This is a genomic window from Nostoc sp. (assembly GCF_036917755.1).
GTDB lineage: Bacteria > Cyanobacteriota > Cyanobacteriia > Cyanobacteriales > Nostocaceae > Nostoc.
This window is the reverse complement of record NZ_JBALFC010000145.1, coordinates 22,878-43,325: the sequence shown is the minus strand read 5'-3', so window position 1 is coordinate 43,325 and position 20,448 is coordinate 22,878. Positions and strand designations below refer to the sequence as shown.

Below are 20,448 nucleotides of genomic sequence, written 5' to 3'. Positions count from 1 at the left end.
CTTTCCTGCCAAATATCAAGTTATTACCAATCACAATTCTTGAGGTTAATCAAATGACATTTTTGTATAAAAATAGCCAGGAAAATGAGAGTATAATCTCGGACGTAGAAAACATTAATGGTGACGCGAGTATAGCGAATATTGCCAGTAATGAAATATCTTTATTAAAAGCGATCGCTCAGGAATTTAAAAGTTGGCGGCGACAGTTACAAGACATCGCAACTCATATGCGCCAAGCTCCAGACATTGATACACTACTCAAAATTACTGTAGCGCAAATTAGAGAAAAGATTGGCTGCGATCGCACCTTAATTTATCACTTTACTTCCCTAGAATCAGGTAATGTTTTAGCAGAATCCAGAACACTAGGTTGGACACCGACTTTAGGCGAAAATATTCCCGGAATTATTTTTGGCTTATATAGTAGTAAAGACTATATAGAACCTGTAGTTATTGATGATATCAATCAGATTCAAGTTACCCCTTATCAAAAGCAGCTGCTAGATAAATTTCAAATTAAAGCTAGTTTGAGTTTACCGATTGTAGTGGAAGGTAAAGTATGGGGGTTACTGGCAGTAAATAATTGCCAATCAACGCGGCACTGGCAAGAGGTAGAAATTAGTCTTCTATCTCAAATTACAACAGAATTCACCTACAAATTACAGAGCTTTGAATTTCACAAAGAACTACAAAATCAAGCACAGGCAAAGAAATCAGTAGCTAAAGTCATCGATAAAATTCTCCACGTATCAAATATCGATAAGATTTTCCAAACAACCACTCAAGAAGTACGTCAATTACTAAAATGCGATCGCGTAGGTGTTTATCGCTTCAAACCTGACTGGAGTGGCGAGTTTATCGCGGAGACAGTGGGTAATGGTTGGATAAAAATGGTCGGCCCTGATTTTAAAATGGTCTGGGAAGATAGCCACTTACAAGAAACTCAAGGAGGACGTTATGCCAAGGGTGAAACCTTTGTGGTCAATGACATTTATCAAATGGGTCATGCTCAATGTCACATTGATATTTTAGAGCAGTTTGAAATGAAGGCTTACATCATTGCGCCAATATTCAGTGGAGAGAAATTATGGGGCTTGCTGGCAGCTTATCAAAATTCTGGGCCGCGTGATTGGCAATCTTGGGAAGAAAGCTTTTTAACTCAGATTGGCTTGCAATTTGGTGTGGCCATATCACAAAGAGAATATGTCGAAGAAGTGCAGAGGAAATCTGATCAACTAGCTCAGATACTTGAACAAGAGAAAGCTTTAACCAAGATAGTCGATCGTATCCGACAAACCTTAGATGTCGATAATGTCTTCAAAATAACCACTCAAGAAGTACGGCAATTACTAAAATGCGATCGCGTCATGGTTTTTCGCTTCAATCCCGACTGGAGTGGTGAATTTGTCGCTGAGTCAGTGGTTAGTAATTCGATAAAACTAGTAGGCCCTGATATTAAAACCGTCTGGGCAGATAGCTACATACAAGAAAATAAAGGGGGTCGATATGTCCAAGGTGAAAGCTTTATCGCTAATGACATCCATGAGGTAGGTCATTCTTCCTGCCATGTTGACATGTTAGAGCAGTTGGAAATTAGAGCTTATGTGATTGTACCTGTATTTTCTGGAGAAAAATTGTGGGGATTATTAGCAGTTTATCAAAACTTTATCGCTCGTGATTGGCAACCTTGGGAAGTCAGCTTTTTGATTCAAATTGGCTCTCAATTTGGTGTAGCTGTATCACAGGCAGAATATCTTGAACAAGTGCGAATTCGATCTGCACAACTAGCTCAGTTAGCAGATCAAGAGAAAGCTTTCACTAAGATAGTCAACCGCATCCGCCAATCTTTAGATGTAGATAGCGTCTTCAAAACAACCACTCAAGAAGTGCGTCAATCACTAAAATGCGATCGCGTCGCCGTCTATCGCTTTAACCCTGACTGGGGTGGCGAATTTGTATCTGAGTCTGTGGGTAATAGTTGGACAAAACTGGTAGTCTCTGATATTAAAACCGTTTTAGACGATACTTACTTGCAAGAAACTCAGGGAGGTAGGTATGTCGGAGGTGAAAACTCTGTTGTTAATGACATCTATCAAATAGGGCTTGCTCCCTGCCACATTGAGATTTTAGAGCAGTTTGAAGCCAAAGCTTACATAATTGTTCCTATATTCTTCGGGGATAAATTGTGGGGCTTGCTGGGAGCGTATCAAAATTCTGGTTCTCGTGAATGGCAAAGCTGGGAAGTTAACTTTTTGGTTCAGACTAGCTTGCAATTTAGCCTAGCTAAATCACAGATAGACTATTTAGAATTAGTTCGTGTGAAATCTAATAAACTAGCTCAGATAGCGGAACAAGAGAAAGCTCTTACCAAGATCAGTAACCGCATCCGGCAATCTTTAGATGTAGAAGAAATCTTCAAAATAACCACTCAAGAAGTACGGCAATTATTGCGATGCGATCGCGTCTCTGTGTATCGCTTCAATGCTGACTGGAGTGGCGAATTTGTGTCTGAGTCAGTAGGTCAGAGTTGGGTAAAACTGGTAGGCCCGGATATCAAAACTGTCTGGGAAGATACCCACTTACAAGAAACTCAGGGAGGTCGATATGCCCAAGGGGAAAACTTTGTTGTAAATGACATTTATCAGGTAGGTCATTCTACTTGCCACATTGAAATTTTAGAGCAATTTGAAGTCAAAGCTTATGTAATTGTTCCTGTATTTGCTGGTGAACAATTGTGGGGTTTGCTGGCAGCTTATCAAAATTCGGGAACTCGTGATTGGGACGAATCCCAAGTCAGTTTGTTAGCACGCATTGGCAGTCAGTTAGGGCTGACATTACAACAGACCGAATATTTGCAACAAGTACAAGCGCAGTCAGTAGAATTAGCAAAAGCAGCAGAACGAGAAAAGGCAGCCAAAGAGTTACTACAACAACGGTCTATTCAACTCTTAATGGCTCTTAGACCCGCTCTCACCGGCGACTTAACAGTACGCGCACCGATTACAGAAGACGAGCTAGGCACGATCGCTGATGCTTACAATAGTACTCTGCAAGCACTGCGACAAATCGTTATTCAGGTACAGGGGGCTGCTCAACAAGTTGCCCAAACTTCTAGCAATAGCGACGCTTCACTGGCAGGATTGACCAATCTAGCACAACAACAATCTGAGGAAATTACCGCAGCTTTAGGCGAAATTCAACTGATGGTGGACTCTACTCAAGCTGTTGTGGCAAATGCTGAATTGGTGCAACTAGCAGTGCAACAAGCCAATCAAACTGTAGAGTCTGGTGATACTGCCATGAACCTGACTGTCAAAGCAATTCAAGGAATTCGTGAAACCGTTGCTCAAACCAGCAAAAAGATTAAACGCCTCAGTGAATCCTCGCAAAAAATCTCCAAAGTGGTGAATTTGATTGGTAATTTTGCCACACAGACAAACGTCTTGGCTTTGAATGCAGCCATTGAAGCCACCCGTGCTGGTGAATATGGCAAAGGCTTTGCAGTTGTAGCTGATGAAGTCCGTTCTTTATCTCGCCAGTCAGCAGCAGCCAGCATCGAAATTGAAAAATTAGTCCAAGAGATTCAAGCAGAAACCGGAGAGGTTGCGGTAGCGATGGAAACTGGCATTCAACAGGTGGTAGAAGGTACAAATCTTGTCAATGACACTCGCCAAAACTTAAATGCGATCGTTTCTGCAACTGCCGAAATTAGTCAGCTAATCGAGCGAATTACCGCAGCGACTCAAAAGCAAATGACGCAATCTGTAACAGTAACTAAATCAATGCAAGATGTAGCAGGAATTGCTAATAAAACTTTTGCTGAATCTCAAGAAATTGCTAGTGTGTTCCAAGATTTATCAGGGATGGCAAAAGACTTATTAACAACTGCTGGTAAGTTTAAAGTCAACTGAATAGGGAGTGGGGAGTGGGGAGTGGGGAGTGGGGAATTACGCCTGATGTGAATTAAAAAATCCTATTTTCCCATAAGGGTTTCCAGGCTTGGACAAAACCATCATTTTGGAATCATCAAGGAAACTGAAAGGTTTTCAACTCTCAATTTACATCTAATGTGAATTTCAATCTTCCCCATTCCCCATTCCCCATTCCCCATTCCCCATTCCCCATTCCCCACTCCCCATTCCCCACTTATGATCACAGATAAAGAAATTCGCGAACAAGGATACATCTACTTTCTGGCTGAAGCCCCGGAATTAGTCAAAATTATTGAACAAGAACTATTTAGCTTATCGGAAGGTTACAGCATTGCCAAAGTTCACAATTTAATGCGGGCTACTCATACACTTAAAGGTGGAGCCGCTAATGTTGGGCTAGAAGTAATTAAGATGATAGCCCATTTTTTAGAAGATGTATTTAAGGCTCTATATAATCCAAAAGTGGTAATTGATGCCGAATTACAAACACTTTTGTTACAAGGTTATGAGTGTCTGAGCATAGCATTAAATACCGAGCTAATAGGCAGTACTGTTAATGATGATGAACTCCTCCATCGAGCAACTTCAGTGTTTGCACAGTTGCAAGAAAAACTGGGGGATGCATTTGGCGCTGAATCTCATATTCCCAGTTCTGAAGAATTGGGATTTGATATTGTGCAGTCCGTTTTTGAAGTTGGTGTAGAACAACGTCTAAACACTATTGCTGACGCTGTTAACAATCCACCAAATAGCGACGAATTTATTGAGTTTTTACAGTCTCAAGCTGAGGTGTTTTTCGGCTTGGCAGAATCTCTAAATTTACCTGGATTGGGAGAAATTGCCCAAACAATTCTGTCAGCGCTGCAAGCAAATCCCACCCAGGTGCAGCAAATTGCAGAAATTGCCCTTGCAGATTTGCAACAAGCACAAAAATTAGTATTAGAAGGCGATCGCACTTCTGGTGGAGAACCTTCTCCAGGTTTGCGAAAACTCACGACAGTGGGAAATAATCAGTTATCTGGAGAATTGGAAAATAATTCATCTGTTGGCACATCTATCATCAATGAAGAACAATTTTACCAGTTTATCACTACATCTGATAACAATAAAAACCAACCTGTCAACCCAACAACTGCCAAGTTTTATTTAAAAGTAATTCACTACATTTTTGGCTGGTTTAATCACCAGATGGAAATACCAGAGCCAGAACTCAGTTTGACTTTACTGGTTCCCACATTAGAAAGAATAAGTCTACTTAATTATATTGAAAACTGGCAGAAAAAGTTTCTTGATTTTGTCCAAGATGAAGGAGATAGTCAAAGTCTTTGTATTTATCGACGTGGGATCATCTTAATCATCCTATTTGCAGTTGCAAAATTTGAATATTCTGTTAACCCATCTGAGAGCTACCTCTTCGTAATTAAAATATTACAAAAGCAAATTCATACATTAGCACAAGAATATAAAAATTATCCTCCTATCACTGGCAAAGAGAAGAATTGGCTTGATAGTCCAAAGTTACAAACACTGTTAGTTTTTAAAGAAATATCTAAATCGGTATCTCCTCAAGCAACTGATAACTTACTAGAAGCAATATGGGGAGAAGAAACTAGCGAAAACCTTGCTGCTGAAGTGGTGACGAGCCAGACTGATGATTCTTCAGAAAAGCTTGATTCATTAACTGTCAGTGAGCCGTTAATTTCTGAAACAACTATTGAAGTCATGCCTGATTTAGCTACACAAATCAATAAAGAAATAGAAGATAAATCACAGTATGTTCAAACTAAAAATTTGCGCCAACCTTCATTTATTCGAGTAGATACAGAGAGACTGCAACACCTCAATTATCTAGCAGGAGAATTGCTGATTTACCAAAAACGGCGTAGTTTGCAAGATGAACAAGTCAAAGAAATAATTGAGCAATTAGTACAGCAACTCACTAGACACCAAACTACTTTAAATGAATTACGTGATTTACCATTACAAATACAAAATATTAGTTCAGAACAAACGCAAGATTTTGCCGTGAATTTTGACTCTCTAGAAATGGATGTATATACAGAATTCCATATGAGGTTGCATGAAACCATAGAAGAGACACTACAACTACAAGAAACCACAGAGTCTCTTGACTTGCTCGTGACACAAGCTGCTCAAATTAGTGACAAACAAGAGAATTTAACTCTTAATATTATAGATAGCTTAGTAGAAGCACGAATGTCGCCTTTGGGCAATATCCTGAATCGCTTTCCCCACATGGTAAATAAGTTGGGGAATGTTTATGCCAAACTTGTAGAATTGAAACTTACTGGTACTGCGGTGCTAGTGGATAAAGCGATCGCAGAAAAGCTCTACGATCCTTTATTACACTTAGTACGTAATGCTTTTGACCACGGTATTGAAACTCCACAAATTCGCCAAGAGCATGGTAAACCAGAACAAGGTTTAATCGAAATCTCCGCCTATCATCAGGGTAGCCAAACTGTTATCGAAGTTCGGGATGATGGTCAGGGATTGAATTTAGACAGAATTCGCAGAAAAGCTGTTGAATTTCATCCCATACAAACTGGAGAAAAAACTAGAAGCTCTGCTTCTAATCTAGCTGATCCTGAACTTTTAGATTTGATATTTTCGCCTGGATTTTCTACTGCTAATCAAGTGAGCGAAATCTCTGGACGCGGTATGGGTTTAGATATTGTGCGTACTCAGATGCACGCACTTAATGGTTCAATTTCAGTTGAATCCTTCCCCAAGCAAGGAACAATATTCATACTCAAAATTCCTTTTTCTATGACTACAGAAAAATTAATGCTAGTTCAAGCCAAAGGTGTTGTTTATGGTCTTATTCTGGACAGTATCGAAAAAATATTGATTCCCTCTGAACCACAGATTAAAGAAATTGAAGGTAAAAAAATCTTGCATTGGGGTACAGACAATGATGAGACTATGGTCAGCATTCGTCAACTTTCAAACTTGATTGATTATAATGGTTCATTCTTTAATAGTGCTACTCCATACAACACATCAAATACTCACGACCCAAGCATAGCGAAAAATCCGGTGCTTTTGCTACGACGAAATCAGGCAATGTTTGCTTTAGAAGTTGACCAAATAATTGGTGAACAAGAACTGGTAATTAGACCTTTAGGAAATGCGATCGCACCGCCAAAATACATTTATGGTTGTAGTAGTTTAGCCAATGGTAATCTCATCTTAGTGATTGATGCTTCATTGCTGGTTGAGTCTAGCGAGATCCACCAAACAACACTTGATATCAGGGCGCTACCAATAGCTTCTTCGTCAAATAAAAAAGCCTTGCCGATATCGGGACACAATTTTTCATCTACACCATTACTTACTGCATCGACTTCCACAACAACTATAGAAACCCAACCCAGTTATTCTCAAGTACCAGATAATAAATCACTAAAAGTTGTTTTAGTGGTAGATGACGCAATTAGTCTCCGGCAAACTCTCTCTCTAACTCTGCAAAAATTTGGCTATCAAGTAATACAAGCTCAAAATGGTATAGAAGCTCTAGAAAAGTTGCAGTTACATCCAGAAATACAAGTTGTTATCTCCGATTTAGAGATGCCACGAATGAATGGTTTTGAGTTGTTGAGCAATTTCCGTCAATACCCCAATTTAGCAAAAATACCTGTAGTGATTCTCACTTCTCGCAGCGCTGAAAAACACCGCCAGCTTGCCCAAGAATTGGGTGCAAAGGCTTACTTGACCAAGCCTTATTTAGAGCATGAGTTTCTTTCTACAATTCAGGGGTTAATTAACGGTAATACCAATGATTCTAAGCATTTACTCGTGGTGACAAATCATTGAGAATTCGTAATTCGTAATTCGTAATTCGTAATTACGAATTACCAGGTAGATTATTTGGATCTACACCTAGAGAGCGTAAATACTGCGCTAACTGTTCAGCTCTTTGCCGTTCTTGTTCAGCCCCCGATCGCTGCTCTTGTGCTTGTTCTGCATCTGTCAAATAGCGGTTTCCTTGCAGATCATACCAACATAAAAACTCCTGTTGTATCCCGGCAATTACAGCTTGGTGTCGCCCAATACCTAACGCCACCTCTGGCATCAAATAGGGTTCACCTATTTGTAGTTGGTAGTTTCCATCTATCAACTTATACACTTCAAAGGGTTGATGTTGGTCGCGTCGCCAAAACTCCGGGTTATAAATTACGTAGTACAATACACCGAGTTTTCTGTATATATCTAGCTTCTCCTCGTATTGACCTCCTGGGGTGTGGGATACCATTTCTAATGTGAATATTGGAACTATCCCATTTTCTTCCCAAACCGCGTAACTTTTGCGTGATTTACCACCCTTTTTTCGTTCTACTCCCACACTCAAAAAAGCATCTGGCACTACAGGTACTCTGGGATTTACTCCTGTGGTGTGATAGACTCCCATATCTACTCCGAAGTACCAATCCATGCGATTTGCCCAAATGGAGTTGAGTAGGAAAAGTAAAATGTTGGGCAAAAAGTTTTGGTCTTCGTTATCCACTGGCGTATCGTCTGAACAGGGAAGTTCATCAGTAGTTGGTAACGCATTTTTGAGAGCAGGTGAGAGCATAACCGTTGTCTCGCTGGCGTTTGATGACTTTATTATAAGTGAGTGACGAAAAGTTTAGCGTTTGGGTGTAGTTTCACCAAACTTAATCAAAAGTGCGATCGCAATACTAACAAGCAAAATTAACGTCATACTCAAAGCTGAACCAAATCCCCAATTTTGGGTTGCTCCCAGAAACTGGTTATAAACTAACCGCGCCGCCGTCATACTAGAAGCACCACCAAGTAATTCTGGATCGACAAAATCCCCCAAACCTGTGATGAATACAAGCATGGAAGCAGCCGCAATTCCCGGAAAAATTTGCGGTACGGTTACTTGCCAAAAAGTTTCCACCGGATTTGCACCTAAATCAGCTGCTGCTTCTAGCAAGCGCTTGTCTAGCTTTTCGAGAGAAGCATATAAAATCAAAACCATATAGGGTAACAAGCTGTAACTCATGCCAATAAATACAGCTTGACTTTGGTTAAGTAATTCCAAAGTAGGCAAGCCGAAATTGCTGAGTAAACTGTTGAATAAACCAGTAGGACGAAGAATCGTAATCCAAGCATAAGAGCGAAGTAATGAGGAAGTCCACAAAGGTAATATAAAACCTAATAGCAGCAAATTCCGCCAACGTTGCGGCGCTATCTGAGCAATCCAATAAGCGACCGGGAAGCCCAAAATTAAACAAATGATGGTGGTGCCAAACGCAAAAAATAGCGATCGCACGATTACTTGCAAGTAAAGAGGGTCAAATATTCGGATGTAGTTTTTGAATCCGTTGGGATTAACCAAATCTCCCGGTCGAATGTCTGCAACTAAACTTAACTCCAAAATTATCAAACTTGGCAGCACCAACAAAAGTAATAACCAAATCCCCGATGGTGCAAGTAATACCAAAGGTTGGAGCCAATTTCCTCGCAGGCGATGCGATTCTTCTATTTTGGAAATCTCATTTTTTTCAAAATTCATAAACTCCCCACTCCCCTACAGACGCGATTAATCGCGTCTCTACCTACTCCCTAACTATTTTAGCTGCTAGTTAATTGAGTCCAATAACGATCGTAAACATCTTCAAATTTTCCTACAGGACTAACACGTTCACAATTTGCTAAAACTGACTCTGAGGGAAACAAATTAGCGTTCTTCTGGATGATTTTTGGCAATTGCTCAAATCCAGCACTATTAGGTGTAGAAATACTCAGGCGTTGACTGATTTGGGCTGCTAATTCTGGTTGCAGAATCATGTTAATCCAAGCATAAGCTCCAGCCTGGTTGGGGGCTGTTTTGGGAATAACAATAGTGTCTGTCCATAATGAAGAACCACTGCGGGGAATTACATATTTTAGTTTAGGGTTTTCTTGAGAGATTTTCACCGCATCTGCTGAATAACACATTGCCAATAGTAAATCTCCTGCCAGAATTTGATTTTGCCAAGCATCAGTGTCAAAACGTGCGATCGCAGGTTTTAGCAGCTTCAATTTTTCATAAGCTTGTTTGATTTGTTGTTCATTTTTTGAGTTGTAAGAATAACCTAGCATCCGTAACGTTGCACCCATCACTTCTCGAACATCATTGAGCAAAGTCATCTGCTGACTAAGTTGCTTTTGATTTTGCCAAAGATAATCCCAGTCTTGTGGTGCATCTTTGATTTTTTCGGAATTGTAAAGGAAACCTGTTGTCCCCCAGTTAAAAGGGATACTATATCGGTTATTGGGGTCATAACTAGGATTCTGAAACCGGGGGAATAAATTCTCTAAACCGATTAAGCGATCGTGATTTATTTCTGTTAACAAACCTTTGCTTACCATCTTCTGCACCATGTAATCGGATGGGTAGATGATGCTGTAAGTGCCACCACCTCCAGCTTGTAACTTAGCCAGCATGACATCATTGGAATCATACACATCCGCTAGCACTTTCATGCCAGTTTGGGTGCTAAAAGTTTTCAGTAATTGGTTGTCAGTATATTGCGTCCAGGTAAAGATATAAAGTTGGTCACGTTGACCATTGGGATTAGAATTAGCACGTACTTCAGCCAGCCTCCAGCCACAACCAGCTAAAGATAAGCTAGAAAGCGCTGCCACCCCTTTGAAAAATTGGCGTCTGTTAGTCATTAAGATTACGGGATACCTCGTAGCCCCTGGTGTGACTTTTCGGAGTAAATGTGTCATTCTTCACACTTACTATCAAAATGTTACATCACACACAGCATTTTTCCTGACACAAGGGTTGGTGAAAACGATCGCCTGCTTGCAGACTATCCCTTATTTCATCAAACTCCCTCAACGAGATCCCTGCATCGAACGAGTTTTTCATCATCTGGGTATCAGTGGGACATTGACATCCACCCCGCCGTGAACGGTCGGGGATTCCTAAGACTCACGACTTAGGTTTCTGCTTCTTTCCCTTACGGGTATTTTGCAACTGCCCTTTAGAGATATCTCTATCGGGTCTTATGTTCGCTCCACAGACAAGCCAGCGCGGTCTTGGGGGTTTCCCCCATGAGTGACTGGCGCTGAAACTGCGAGTCCCGCAGCCAAAATGTTCTTAATAGTACAATTAATTAAAGCACTGACCGTGAACGGCGGGGTTTTAAACCCATTTTCTTGATAAACCAGAAGTTTTTACAGATGAAATTATGTAGATTTTGACTATATGGCTTAAACTAGTAGGTTTATCATCATATTTCTTATAGCTTCAATCAAACATCCTCTTATGCTGTTCGCAAGAAAGCCAAACAAGTTTGTAGAGAATTGCGGCACAAAGTAGTTAAATATGTTGTTAAACATTTGTAAACTGTTAGCAGCCGAGTAGCCGCGTGTCACATCTTGTTAAGGAATTATCATGAGACAACTTGTTATCGTTGAGCGCGTATGCCTGATTGGTCATATCGTGTCTAAAGCCTTTGGACTAGTAGGGATGCTACTGGTCATACCTAATGCCGAAATAATTTTAAACTTATCGCAGGTTGGAGAAACTGCCATGCAGTTAAGTATGGCAGGTGGTGGTGTAGTTGATATCATCTTGGGGACAATAGCTGTCTCTATTTATGCCTACCGGACGTTGGGATTAGGAACTTGGTTAGCATTTATGCTGCCGGCTGTGTTTATCTCTTTGGGGAGTGAACTACTGGGAACCAGCACGGGTTTTCCATTTGGTGATTATAGTTACTTGAGTGGCTTGGGTTATAAGATTGGAGGGCTAGTTCCTTTCACAATTCCTTTATCTTGGTTCTATGTTGGGCTGTCGTCTTACTTAATTGCGAGAACTGGTTTGAAAGTGGCTCAAAAACCCAGTTGGGGACGCCATATTGCGGCTATAGCCGTTGGTGCTTTGCTCTTCACTTGCTGGGATTTTGCCCTTGAACCAGCTATGAGTCAATCTTCTCTGCCCTTCTGGTATTGGGAACAACCAGGAGCTTTCTTTGGGACACCTTACCAGAATTATGCCGGTTGGTTTGGCACTAGCGCCCTGTTTATGAGTGTGGCAGGATTATTGTGGAGAAATACATCGATTAAATTAGAGCGATCGCAACTCAATCTACCCTTAGTCGTTTATTTAACTAACTTTGCCTTCGCCGCCGGACTAAGCTTGGCCTCTGGGTTCTCCATCCCTGTGTTGCTCGGCTTATCGCTAGGTGTGACTCCCGCCGTGGCGCTGTGGTTAAGCAGTTCAACCACACCCACGCAAGTTGCTGTTGAACCAGCAACCAAAGAAGTATCAGTAGGAAAGGTTGAAGTTGCCTTGAAATAAGTTTAGAAATTAGGGAGTGGGGAGTGGGTAGAGACGCGATTAATCGCGTCTGTAGCAAGTAGGGGAGTGGGGGACAAGGGGACAAAGAGAATAACCAATGCCCCATGCCCAATGCCCAATGCCCCATGCCCAATGCCCAATGACAAATGACAAATGACTAATGACTAATGACAACGCTTTGATAGTAGAAAGCGCCATCTCCTTTTTATTGCTACTTATCCAAGTACCAGCAACGGCGATTCTGTTTTCGCGCCTGCTAAAGGGGCCAAGACGCCTTGGGCCAATAGAACCGCAACAGCCGACGCCGGAGCTTTTGGGTAGGGTTAGTGTCGTCGTTCCCACATTGAACGAGGCGCTTCGCATTAGCCCTCTGTTAGCTGGTTTAAGTCAGCAAAGCTACGAGATTCGGGAAATAATTGTTGTAGACAGCAAATCTGGTGATGGCACTCCCGACTTGGTAAAAGCGATACAGCAGAAAGATCCGCGCTTTCGCCTGATGACAGATGACCCCTTACCCTCTGGTTGGGTAGGCCGTCCTTGGGCGTTGCATAACGGTTTTCTATATAGTTCTGAGGCTAGTCAGTGGTTTCTCGGACTGGATGCTGATATCCAACCGCATCCGGGTTTAGTTGCTGGTTTGGTCAAGACCGCCGAAGCACAAGGTTATGATCTAGTTTCCCTTTCGCCCCAGTTCATCCTTAAATATCCTGGCGAGTGCTGGCTACAACCGGCTTTGTTGATGACTCTGCTTTACCGATTTGACCCCGCCGGGATTAATACAGAGCAGCCAGAACGGGTGATGGCAAATGGGCAGTGTTTTTTGTGTCGTCGCTCCGTTTTAGCTGCTGTGGGTGGTTATAGCAGTGCGAGTGGTTCTTTTTGTGATGATGTCACTTTGGCACGGAATATTGCTGCTCAAGGGTATAAAGTGGGCTTTTTAGATGGCGCAAAGGTGCTGAAGGTACGGATGTATGAAGGGGCGATGGAGACGTGGAAGGAATGGGGGCGGAGTCTCGACCTCAAAGATGCAACTTCTCGTTCTCAATTGTGGGGAGATTTATGGCTACTCACATCTGTTCAGGGTCTACCCCTTTTAATTGTCCTCACTTTTTTGTTAATTTCTCCCCCACTCTCCTACTTGCTACAGACGCGATTAATCGCGTCTCTACCCACTCCCCCACTTCTTCTGCTGGGACTGAATTTATTTCTCGTGGTGATTCGCTTTGCTATGCTGATAGCGATCGCACCTTCCTACGATCGCAAAACCGCTAAAGGCCGCTGGTTATTCTGGCTTTCCCCTTTAGCTGATCCCTTAGCTGTGCTGCGAATCTTCTTATCTGCGTTCCGCACGCCACGCGAGTGGCGAGGACGCAAGTATAGTGTAAAAGAGGGGGAGTAGGGAGTGGTGAGTGGTGAGTGAGCGAAATTCCCTACTCCCTACCCCCTCACTCCTCTTCACCTCCTATTTGATCCCCGCGTTCCAGTTCCCAAAGAATTTGATTTCCTTCACGGCGTACCCGTGATACTATCCAGTTTCGCCAGCGCCATTGATCTCCCCGACTGGTAACAGCGCTGGCGTGGACATCCATCAAGTCTGCTAACTCAGAACTGGTGATTAAGTAACCTTTTTCAGAAATTTCGTCAGCGATACGCAGAGTTTCGACCAAGCTGCGGAGTTGCAAAACCCTAATTTCTGACGGTTTTTCATCGATTGCGATCGCACTTGGCCCAGTTGATGGTTCCATAACAGTTATTTCTGGTGCAGAAGTACTGACTTCTGGTGTAGTTTGGTTAATTATTCTAGAGTTTTTGTCATCATCAGCGACTTTTGCTACATTTAGTTCGCTGAAATTAGGTAAAGAGTTGTCAAAATCTGTGGGAGATAATTGTTGTAGCGAAGGGATTTTGCCACTGGCATAGGTGCGAGCGATCGCATCACAACGTTCGTTACCTATGTTACCAGAATGTCCTCTGACGTGTTGCCATTTTACCTGTTGGGTATTGAGTTCGTCGAGAGTTTCTAAAAGGTCTTGGTTTTGGACGGGTTTACCATCTGACTTTTTCCAACCTTTCTTTTTCCAGCCTTTCACCCACTTGGTAACGCAGTTAATCAGGTATTCGCTATCGGTATGAAGCGTGATGGGTTGAACTTGTTGAGATGTTTGCAGGAATTGTAAGGCGGCGATCGCCGCTTGCATTTCCATTTTATTATTAGTGGTATGAGGTGATGCATCGCCCATTTCGTGGATTGAGCCATCGCTGAAGTAGACGACAACACCCCAACCGCCAGGACCAGGGTTCCCGGTGCAAGCACCATCGGTGTATATGCTTTGAATTGTGGGTTGAGTGGACATGGTTAAGGTATCGAACCGCAAAGGACGCTAAGGACGCTAAGGGAAGAGTTATTAACGGCGAAAGCGCAGGCTAATAAAGATTAGCACAGCAAAGAAGACACCGATACCTACACTCCACCCAAAAACTTCAGCCCGAAAGCGGAGATGTTGTTGATAATCATTCGGCTGGGCGAGAATTACGGCGGAGGCTATTTGGCTGGTTGCGAGTCCAACACCTGCGATCGCTATACTAGTATTCAGGGTGCGATCGCTTTTGGTTTGCTCTAAGTCGATAATACCTTGGATAGTATTATTCAGATTTTGCAGTAAGGTTAATCCAGGGCTGAGAATGGCATAATCTGCTTCTACTTGTCGCTGATATTTTTTGGCATAGATTTCACTCTCGCTAAACTCTTTGAGAAATTTTAAGTCACTACTTGTATATTTTGCCTGGATGTCTGCTAAATGAGATTTATAATTTTCTAAGTTTAATTGAATTGTGCGGCTTTGATTTTCTAGATAGTTTAAGGCAATCGTGTAGTCTGATAAGTTGATTAAATTATTTGTCAGACTTGCTTGTAGTTTGCTTAATTTTCGGCTATTGGTTTGTAATAGCTTTGGTAACTCGCTTGTCTGCTGAATCGATGGTTGAATTTCGATATACTCTTTTTTGAGAATCTGTTTTTGATAGCGACTTTGATAGTATGACCAAACTACTTTGTGACGGTATTGCCATAGGCGCAGAAAATCATAATATACACTTTGTACCTGCTTGCTCATCTCATCTGGTGAAATATGTTCGGGAAACAACCAGATTAAGATGTGATATCTTGATTTTCTAAACTCATCCCAAAATTCTTTACCATTTACGCCTAAATTTTGTGGACAATACCACAATTCAAAAATCGTTCCTTCTTCTAACTTACCTTTGCCAATAAAATCTCGTTGCCATTTGTAATCGCTGACAATTTTGGTGTAGCATTCTTTGGCTATTTCTTCAATTTCTGCCTCAGTTTTAGTGCTGGTTAGTTTTCCCCAAAGTAACCAAGTTTGTCCAATTGTGCCTGTTTGCTGAGATAGGCGATTAGTAATTTCTTCTTTGAGTTTCCCAAAAGGTGCATCGTCGATATCTTGAGGAACATAATTAGGTTTACCGTTAGCATCAAGTTTACCAGAATAATCAACTTGGAGTGCATAAGTATCACCCATTTGCAGTGGATAGTAATAGCCATTTAGGGGTGATGAAAAATCTCTAGTTTGGGCTTTTTCGAGCAACTCAATTACATCTTCACCATTATCTTTATGCTTCAAGAATTCTCTGTACTTTTCTTGAAAACTTGTTTCGTCTAAATCGCCATATATTTTGCGACAAAAATCTTCACAATTCTTGTTTAATTTTGTCTCATCTTCTCCTAAACCATCTTTTAAATCGTAGAGGAATAAATCAATACTGGGATAAATAATCTTTTCAGCCATTTCCTATTCTGCCATTAATGTAATCTCGAACCCTTTCCAGCAGATTTGGTTCTACAGCTTTTTTAGCAGCAGATACCGAATTATCATTACTAAAAACATTAATTGCTGCGTTCGTCAATTCCCTAGTGGGTTCAGTTGGTAAAGGCAGAGGTTTTAAACCTTTATTTAGTACGTTCGCCAACATTTTTGTCAATTGTAGCAAGTTCTGTTTGATAAACTTCATCTAAAGGTAGATAACTTGCAGCGATCGCATCCAAATTGCCGATATTATTTGGATCGATTATTAGGGCTTTGCTGATGTCATTTAGCTGAGTTTGGATATTGTCTGGCAAAGGTTCATCTAATTGTGTAAGACCAGTAAGGAAGGCTGTCAGAGTAATTATGTTGTTAGGTTTCATAGGGATTTTTTTAGACGCATTTATTAATTTCTCAGGCAAAGGCACAAAGAATAAATTTTATCTACCAGTAATTGTGAAAGCTGCCCAATAGTAGGGATGTTGAAAATCTTTATGTTTCTTTTGTGCTAACTCCATTTGACTAATTTGATAGAGTTTTTTTCTGATAAAAGGGCGGAGAGTGGTTTCATCTGATGGTAACTTAGCCAAGATTACTTGATAAATTCTTTCGAGTTGACTAAATATTAAATTACGTAACCATTTTGTTGCTTTCTTGAGGGCAACTGCTGGCGATTTACCTTTCTTTATTTGCCAGTAAAAGTAAATCATCAAAAAACTACTAGCATCGTCAGTCACAGTCCACAATGTACTAACAACATCGGTAACACCCTGATAGAGAAAGGCACTGACTAAACCAACATATTCAGAAGTGATAGTTTGGTTGCTAGTGATGGCAGTTTCACAAGAAGAAAGGCTAACTAATTGATATCCTCTGAGGTTCTCAATATTGCAAATTTCCTCTAAAGTCAGAAACTCTTTACCGCTAAGAGCCAAAGCAGATTGTTTAGGATTATGGAAATCATAGATGCTATGTCCTGTAAAGTGAAAAATACTGTAACTATTTTTTAGGACTGCTTTAAGTGTGGTATTCGTCGCGGTTTCTCCATAAATTCGCTTCGGCGTAGGGTTTTGGAATAGCTGGGTAATAGCAGCAGATTCAATTTCTGCATGAGGCAAAATAGGAAAACCTTCACTGTCGGGATGTTCTACACTCAATAGAGGCAATTCACTAATTGCTCCGAGATTTGTTTGCTTTAAGTTTTGTAAGGTAATACCTATTTGGGCGCTAGGTAAATAGGTGATGGTGAAGTTATCTGTAAATATTGCATGGAGTGGTAAGCGGTGCAAATCACGATGAGGAATGAGAATTAAGTTTGTGATGCCGTTTAATTGCTCTTGAATAGCGGAAATATAGAGGATATTTTTCAACTCCTCAAGTTTACCTGGCATCAACTGTCGCCAAAGTTGGTTTTTGTGGCTTTGTTCGTCTTTTGCCTTGTCTCGATAATTCGTATATTGTTCATTCCAATTTTTCACCCAGCCTTCAAAATCTTGTAAGCGTTGCGCCTGAGTTACAAACTCGGTTTCTTCCAAGACAATCGGCGATCGCGCGTTGTGTTTTAGGATGAAGGTGTGTAAGGCGTAAGAACTCAGATGCCAATAAACAATAGCAGTTGAGGGATTAAGCAGTTGTTGCATTTCTGAATAACTGAGAGATGAACTTTCATCACTCCATCCATCCAAAAGCCAACGCAAGCAAGTATTTTTACCTGCTTCTGCTAATTCAATCGCTTGCAACAAATCTCCAGATTGCACAGCTAAATCAACAGTTAACTGCTGAATCCAGGCAAATTTTAGAGCTAGTTGTTTTTTACTTTTATCAGAGCGATTTGGTTCATTTAATAAGCGCCGCAACAAATCAGTACCCTGTCGTTGGAGTTCTGTGGCTTCGGCTGTTTCCCCCAAATCCAACTGCACGCGAATTAAGTTTCGCAAAAGCTCTAAGTGCAACTCAGGAAAATCTGTTGCTGTAAGAGTTTGCAGTGCCTTTTTGTAGCTGGTCACAGCTTTGCGCCAAAAATAGCGGGCGTTGTAATTTCCTCGCCCTCGGAAGTAATGAGCATCACCTATGCTTTGATGCAATTTTCCCCAACCTTCTGGGTGCGTGTCTTGGGGGCAATGCTTCAACCCTTCTTCATAGCTTGCCAATTTACCCTCGTAGCCACGCTTGTTTAAATCGGGATTGTTAAATTTTAAACCGAGGTTGGCTGCTGTTGCACTAGGTAAAGTAAATGTGAAAAATAAATCTGTCCTCTCTCCAGTTGCGTTTCCCGCCGCAATTCCCCGGCTAATCCAAGCTAAGTGAAAGTCGGGTTTGATTTTGAGGGCGTTGTCCCAAGATGCGATCGCATCTTGGGACAACGCCCTAAATCATCCAGCGCATAACCCCGGTTGAGCCAAGTTTCGTGAAAATCGGGTTTAATTTTGAGGGCATTGTCATAAGATGCGATCGCTTGTTCAAATTTCCCTAAATTACGCAGCGCCACACCCCGGTTGTTCCAAACGTTGTGGTCGTCGGGTTTAATTTTGAGGGCATTGTCGTAAGATGCGATGCGATCGCTTGTTCAGATTTCCCTAAATTACGCAGCGCCACACCCCGGTTGTTCCAAACTTTGTGGTCGTCGGGTTTGATTTTGATGGCTTTGTCGTAAGATGCGATCGCTTGTTCAAATCGCCCTAAATCATCCAGCACCACACCCCGTTTGTCCCAAGCTTCGTGGTCGTCGGGTTTGATTTTGATGGCTTTGTCGAAGGATGCGATCGCTTGTTCAAATTCCCTTAAATTAGCCAGCGCTATACCCCGGTTGTTCCAAGCTTCGTGGTCGTCGGGTTTGATGTTGAGGGCACTGTCGAAGGATGCGATCGCTTCTTCAAATTGCCCTAAATTATCCAGCATCACACCCCGGATGTACCAAGCTTGGTGGAAGTCGGGTTTGATTTTGAGGGCATTGTCAAAAGATGCGATCACTTCTTCAAATTGCCCTAATTTACGCAGCGCATGACCCCGGTTGTTCCAAGCTTCGTGGTAATCGGGTTTGATTTTGAGGGCACTGTCATAAGATGCGATCGCTTCTTCATGTTGCCCTAAATTACTCAGCCCCGCACCCCGGTTGTTCCAAGTTTCGTGGTAATCGGGTTTGATTTTGAGGGCACTGTCATAAGATGCGATCGCTTCTTCATGTTGCCCTAATTTATACAGCGCCACACCCCGGTTGTTCCAAGCTTCGTGGTAGTCCGGTTTGATTTTGAGGGCACTGTCATAAGATGCGATCGCTTCTTCATGTTGCCCTAAATTACTCAGCGCCACACCCCGGTTGTACCAAACTTGGTGTAAGTCAGACTTGAACTCTAAAGCTTTGTGGAAAGATGCGATCGCTTCTTCATATCGCTGCAAGTGATCGCATAAGACAATACCCTTGTGATTCCAAGCTTTAGAAAAATCAGGTTTCAATTTTAAGGCGTTGTCGTAGGATACGATCGCTCGCTCATATTGCCCTAAATTATCCAGTGCTAAACCCCGGTAGAACCAAGCTTGGTAGTCGTCAGGTTTGAATTTGAGGGCATTGTCATACGATGCGATCGCACCTACAAAATCTCCTGCCATATATTGTTCATTGCTTTGGTTAAGCCAGATTTCCTCTTCTTCCTCCGTGTCCTCTGCGCCTCTGCGGTTTGTTTCTCCTCCCTCCAACCGCCTCCCAATATCATAAGCAACAATACTAACTTCCCCAATACTCAACTCACCCAGTCGCACCATCCGCTTTGCTAACTCATCATTCGGTGTAGGTAAAGCTAACAATCTTTCGCCAAAACCCTGCAACCACTCCACCAAATTAGCTTCATTGATGCGGTTTGCAGCCAAGAAACCTTTTGCCCCTCCTCTACTCAAGCCATCATTGACTTCTGTCAACAACTGGAGAAACAACGATTCATACTCCGCACCTGTTAGCTGTTTCGGTGGTTCTACTTTTGTCTGTTCCCTCAAGGGACGAGTCTGCTTGTCGCCAAATAAACGCTGAAAAGACCTCTTGAGCCACCGCCAAAGCCGCTTGAGCATTTGCCGCAACCATGTATTGCTTTTGTAGTGTATTTTAGCAATTTTATGGCTGTAATTTTTGTAACCCAATACAATGGCATTGTTAGCCGATGCAATGGCATTGTTAGTTGATGCAATGGCATTGTCAGTTGATGCAATGGCATTGTTAGCCGATGCAATGGCATTGTCAGTTGATGCAATGGCATTGTTAGCCGATGCAATAACAATGCAGAAGGTTGCGTTTAAATAGCACCAGGCGACTGGAAGTCGCGGCTACACAGACAAAACCCGCCTTCGCGGGTTGGAAAGCATTGTTCGTTAGTCC

The 20,448-nt window shown here is 41.9% G+C and carries 15 protein-coding genes; 5 read left to right on the top strand and 10 right to left on the bottom strand.

Going from position 1 to position 20,448, the window contains the following annotated elements; translation table 11 throughout:
• The first annotated feature begins 53 nt into the window (after window positions 1–53).
• On the top strand, window positions 54–3,911 hold the full coding sequence (locus V7L05_RS31010; RefSeq protein ID WP_335169983.1) for a GAF domain-containing protein: 3,858 nt from the start codon (window positions 54–56) through the stop codon (window positions 3,909–3,911).
• Window positions 3,912–4,148: 237 nt separating this feature from the next.
• Window positions 4,149–7,769: a hybrid sensor histidine kinase/response regulator gene (locus V7L05_RS31005; RefSeq protein ID WP_335169982.1), complete on the top strand. Its 3,621-nt coding sequence runs from the start codon at window positions 4,149–4,151 to the stop codon at window positions 7,767–7,769.
• A gap of 31 nt (window positions 7,770–7,800) precedes the next feature.
• Here the strand turns inward: V7L05_RS31005 and V7L05_RS31000 are convergent, their stop codons facing one another.
• Genes V7L05_RS31000 through V7L05_RS30990 form a run of 3 tightly spaced genes read right to left on the bottom strand, consistent with a single transcriptional unit; the run spans window position 7,801 to window position 10,622 of the window.
• Window positions 7,801–8,529 carry a Uma2 family endonuclease gene (locus V7L05_RS31000; protein ID WP_335169980.1) on the bottom strand — a complete coding sequence of 243 codons (729 nt, stop codon included), beginning with the start codon at window positions 8,527–8,529 and terminating at the stop codon, window positions 7,801–7,803.
• A 54-nt stretch (window positions 8,530–8,583) separates the two neighbouring features.
• Complete coding sequence (locus V7L05_RS30995) at window positions 8,584–9,477, bottom strand: ABC transporter permease (protein ID WP_335169978.1); 894 nt, start codon at window positions 9,475–9,477, stop codon at window positions 8,584–8,586.
• A 59-nt stretch (window positions 9,478–9,536) separates the two neighbouring features.
• The gene (locus tag V7L05_RS30990) at window positions 9,537–10,622 is read right to left on the bottom strand and encodes a polyamine ABC transporter substrate-binding protein (RefSeq protein ID WP_335169977.1); all 1,086 of its coding nucleotides are present in this window, start codon (window positions 10,620–10,622) and stop codon (window positions 9,537–9,539) included.
• Window positions 10,623–11,352: 730 nt separating this feature from the next.
• On the opposite strand from V7L05_RS30990, the gene cruF reads away from it, so the two are divergent.
• Together cruF and cruG are read left to right on the top strand one after the other, a co-directional pair.
• Window positions 11,353–12,261, top strand: coding sequence for a gamma-carotene 1'-hydroxylase CruF (cruF, locus tag V7L05_RS30985; protein ID WP_335169976.1), 909 nt, complete (start codon window positions 11,353–11,355; stop codon window positions 12,259–12,261).
• Between the two features lie 160 nt (window positions 12,262–12,421).
• Window positions 12,422–13,660, top strand: coding sequence for a 2'-O-glycosyltransferase CruG (gene cruG, locus V7L05_RS30980; protein ID WP_335169974.1), 1,239 nt, complete (start codon window positions 12,422–12,424; stop codon window positions 13,658–13,660).
• A gap of 46 nt (window positions 13,661–13,706) precedes the next feature.
• Here cruG and rnhA read toward each other — a convergent pair whose 3' ends face one another.
• From rnhA to V7L05_RS30945, 7 genes are read right to left on the bottom strand one after another with little or no spacing between them, the layout of a single operon-like run.
• Window positions 13,707–14,615 carry a ribonuclease HI gene (rnhA, locus tag V7L05_RS30975; protein WP_335169972.1) on the bottom strand — a complete coding sequence of 303 codons (909 nt, stop codon included), beginning with the start codon at window positions 14,613–14,615 and terminating at the stop codon, window positions 13,707–13,709.
• Window positions 14,616–14,666: 51 nt separating this feature from the next.
• Entirely contained in the window at window positions 14,667–16,070 is a 1,404-nt protein-coding gene (locus V7L05_RS30970) for a hypothetical protein (protein ID WP_335169971.1), read from the bottom strand.
• The gene (locus tag V7L05_RS30965) at window positions 16,063–16,254 is read right to left on the bottom strand and encodes a hypothetical protein (protein ID WP_335169969.1); all 192 of its coding nucleotides are present in this window, start codon (window positions 16,252–16,254) and stop codon (window positions 16,063–16,065) included. The genes V7L05_RS30970 and V7L05_RS30965 overlap by 8 nt, the downstream gene beginning before the upstream one ends.
• Window positions 16,232–16,468 carry a hypothetical protein gene (locus V7L05_RS30960; RefSeq protein WP_335169968.1) on the bottom strand — a complete coding sequence of 79 codons (237 nt, stop codon included), beginning with the start codon at window positions 16,466–16,468 and terminating at the stop codon, window positions 16,232–16,234. Before V7L05_RS30960 ends, V7L05_RS30965 begins: the two co-directional genes overlap by 23 nt.
• Before the next feature lie 57 nt (window positions 16,469–16,525).
• Window positions 16,526–18,448: a CHAT domain-containing protein gene (locus tag V7L05_RS30955; protein WP_335169966.1), complete on the bottom strand. Its 1,923-nt coding sequence runs from the start codon at window positions 18,446–18,448 to the stop codon at window positions 16,526–16,528.
• The gene (locus V7L05_RS30950) at window positions 18,385–18,612 is read right to left on the bottom strand and encodes a tetratricopeptide repeat protein (protein WP_335170002.1); all 228 of its coding nucleotides are present in this window, start codon (window positions 18,610–18,612) and stop codon (window positions 18,385–18,387) included. Before V7L05_RS30950 ends, V7L05_RS30955 begins: the two co-directional genes overlap by 64 nt.
• Complete coding sequence (locus tag V7L05_RS30945; RefSeq protein WP_335169964.1) at window positions 18,555–20,144, bottom strand: tetratricopeptide repeat protein; 1,590 nt, start codon at window positions 20,142–20,144, stop codon at window positions 18,555–18,557. Before V7L05_RS30945 ends, V7L05_RS30950 begins: the two co-directional genes overlap by 58 nt.
• Before the next feature lie 73 nt (window positions 20,145–20,217).
• On the opposite strand from V7L05_RS30945, the gene V7L05_RS30940 reads away from it, so the two are divergent.
• The gene (locus V7L05_RS30940; RefSeq protein WP_335169963.1) at window positions 20,218–20,373 is read left to right on the top strand and encodes a hypothetical protein; all 156 of its coding nucleotides are present in this window, start codon (window positions 20,218–20,220) and stop codon (window positions 20,371–20,373) included.
• The last annotated feature ends 75 nt before the right edge of the window (window positions 20,374–20,448 follow it).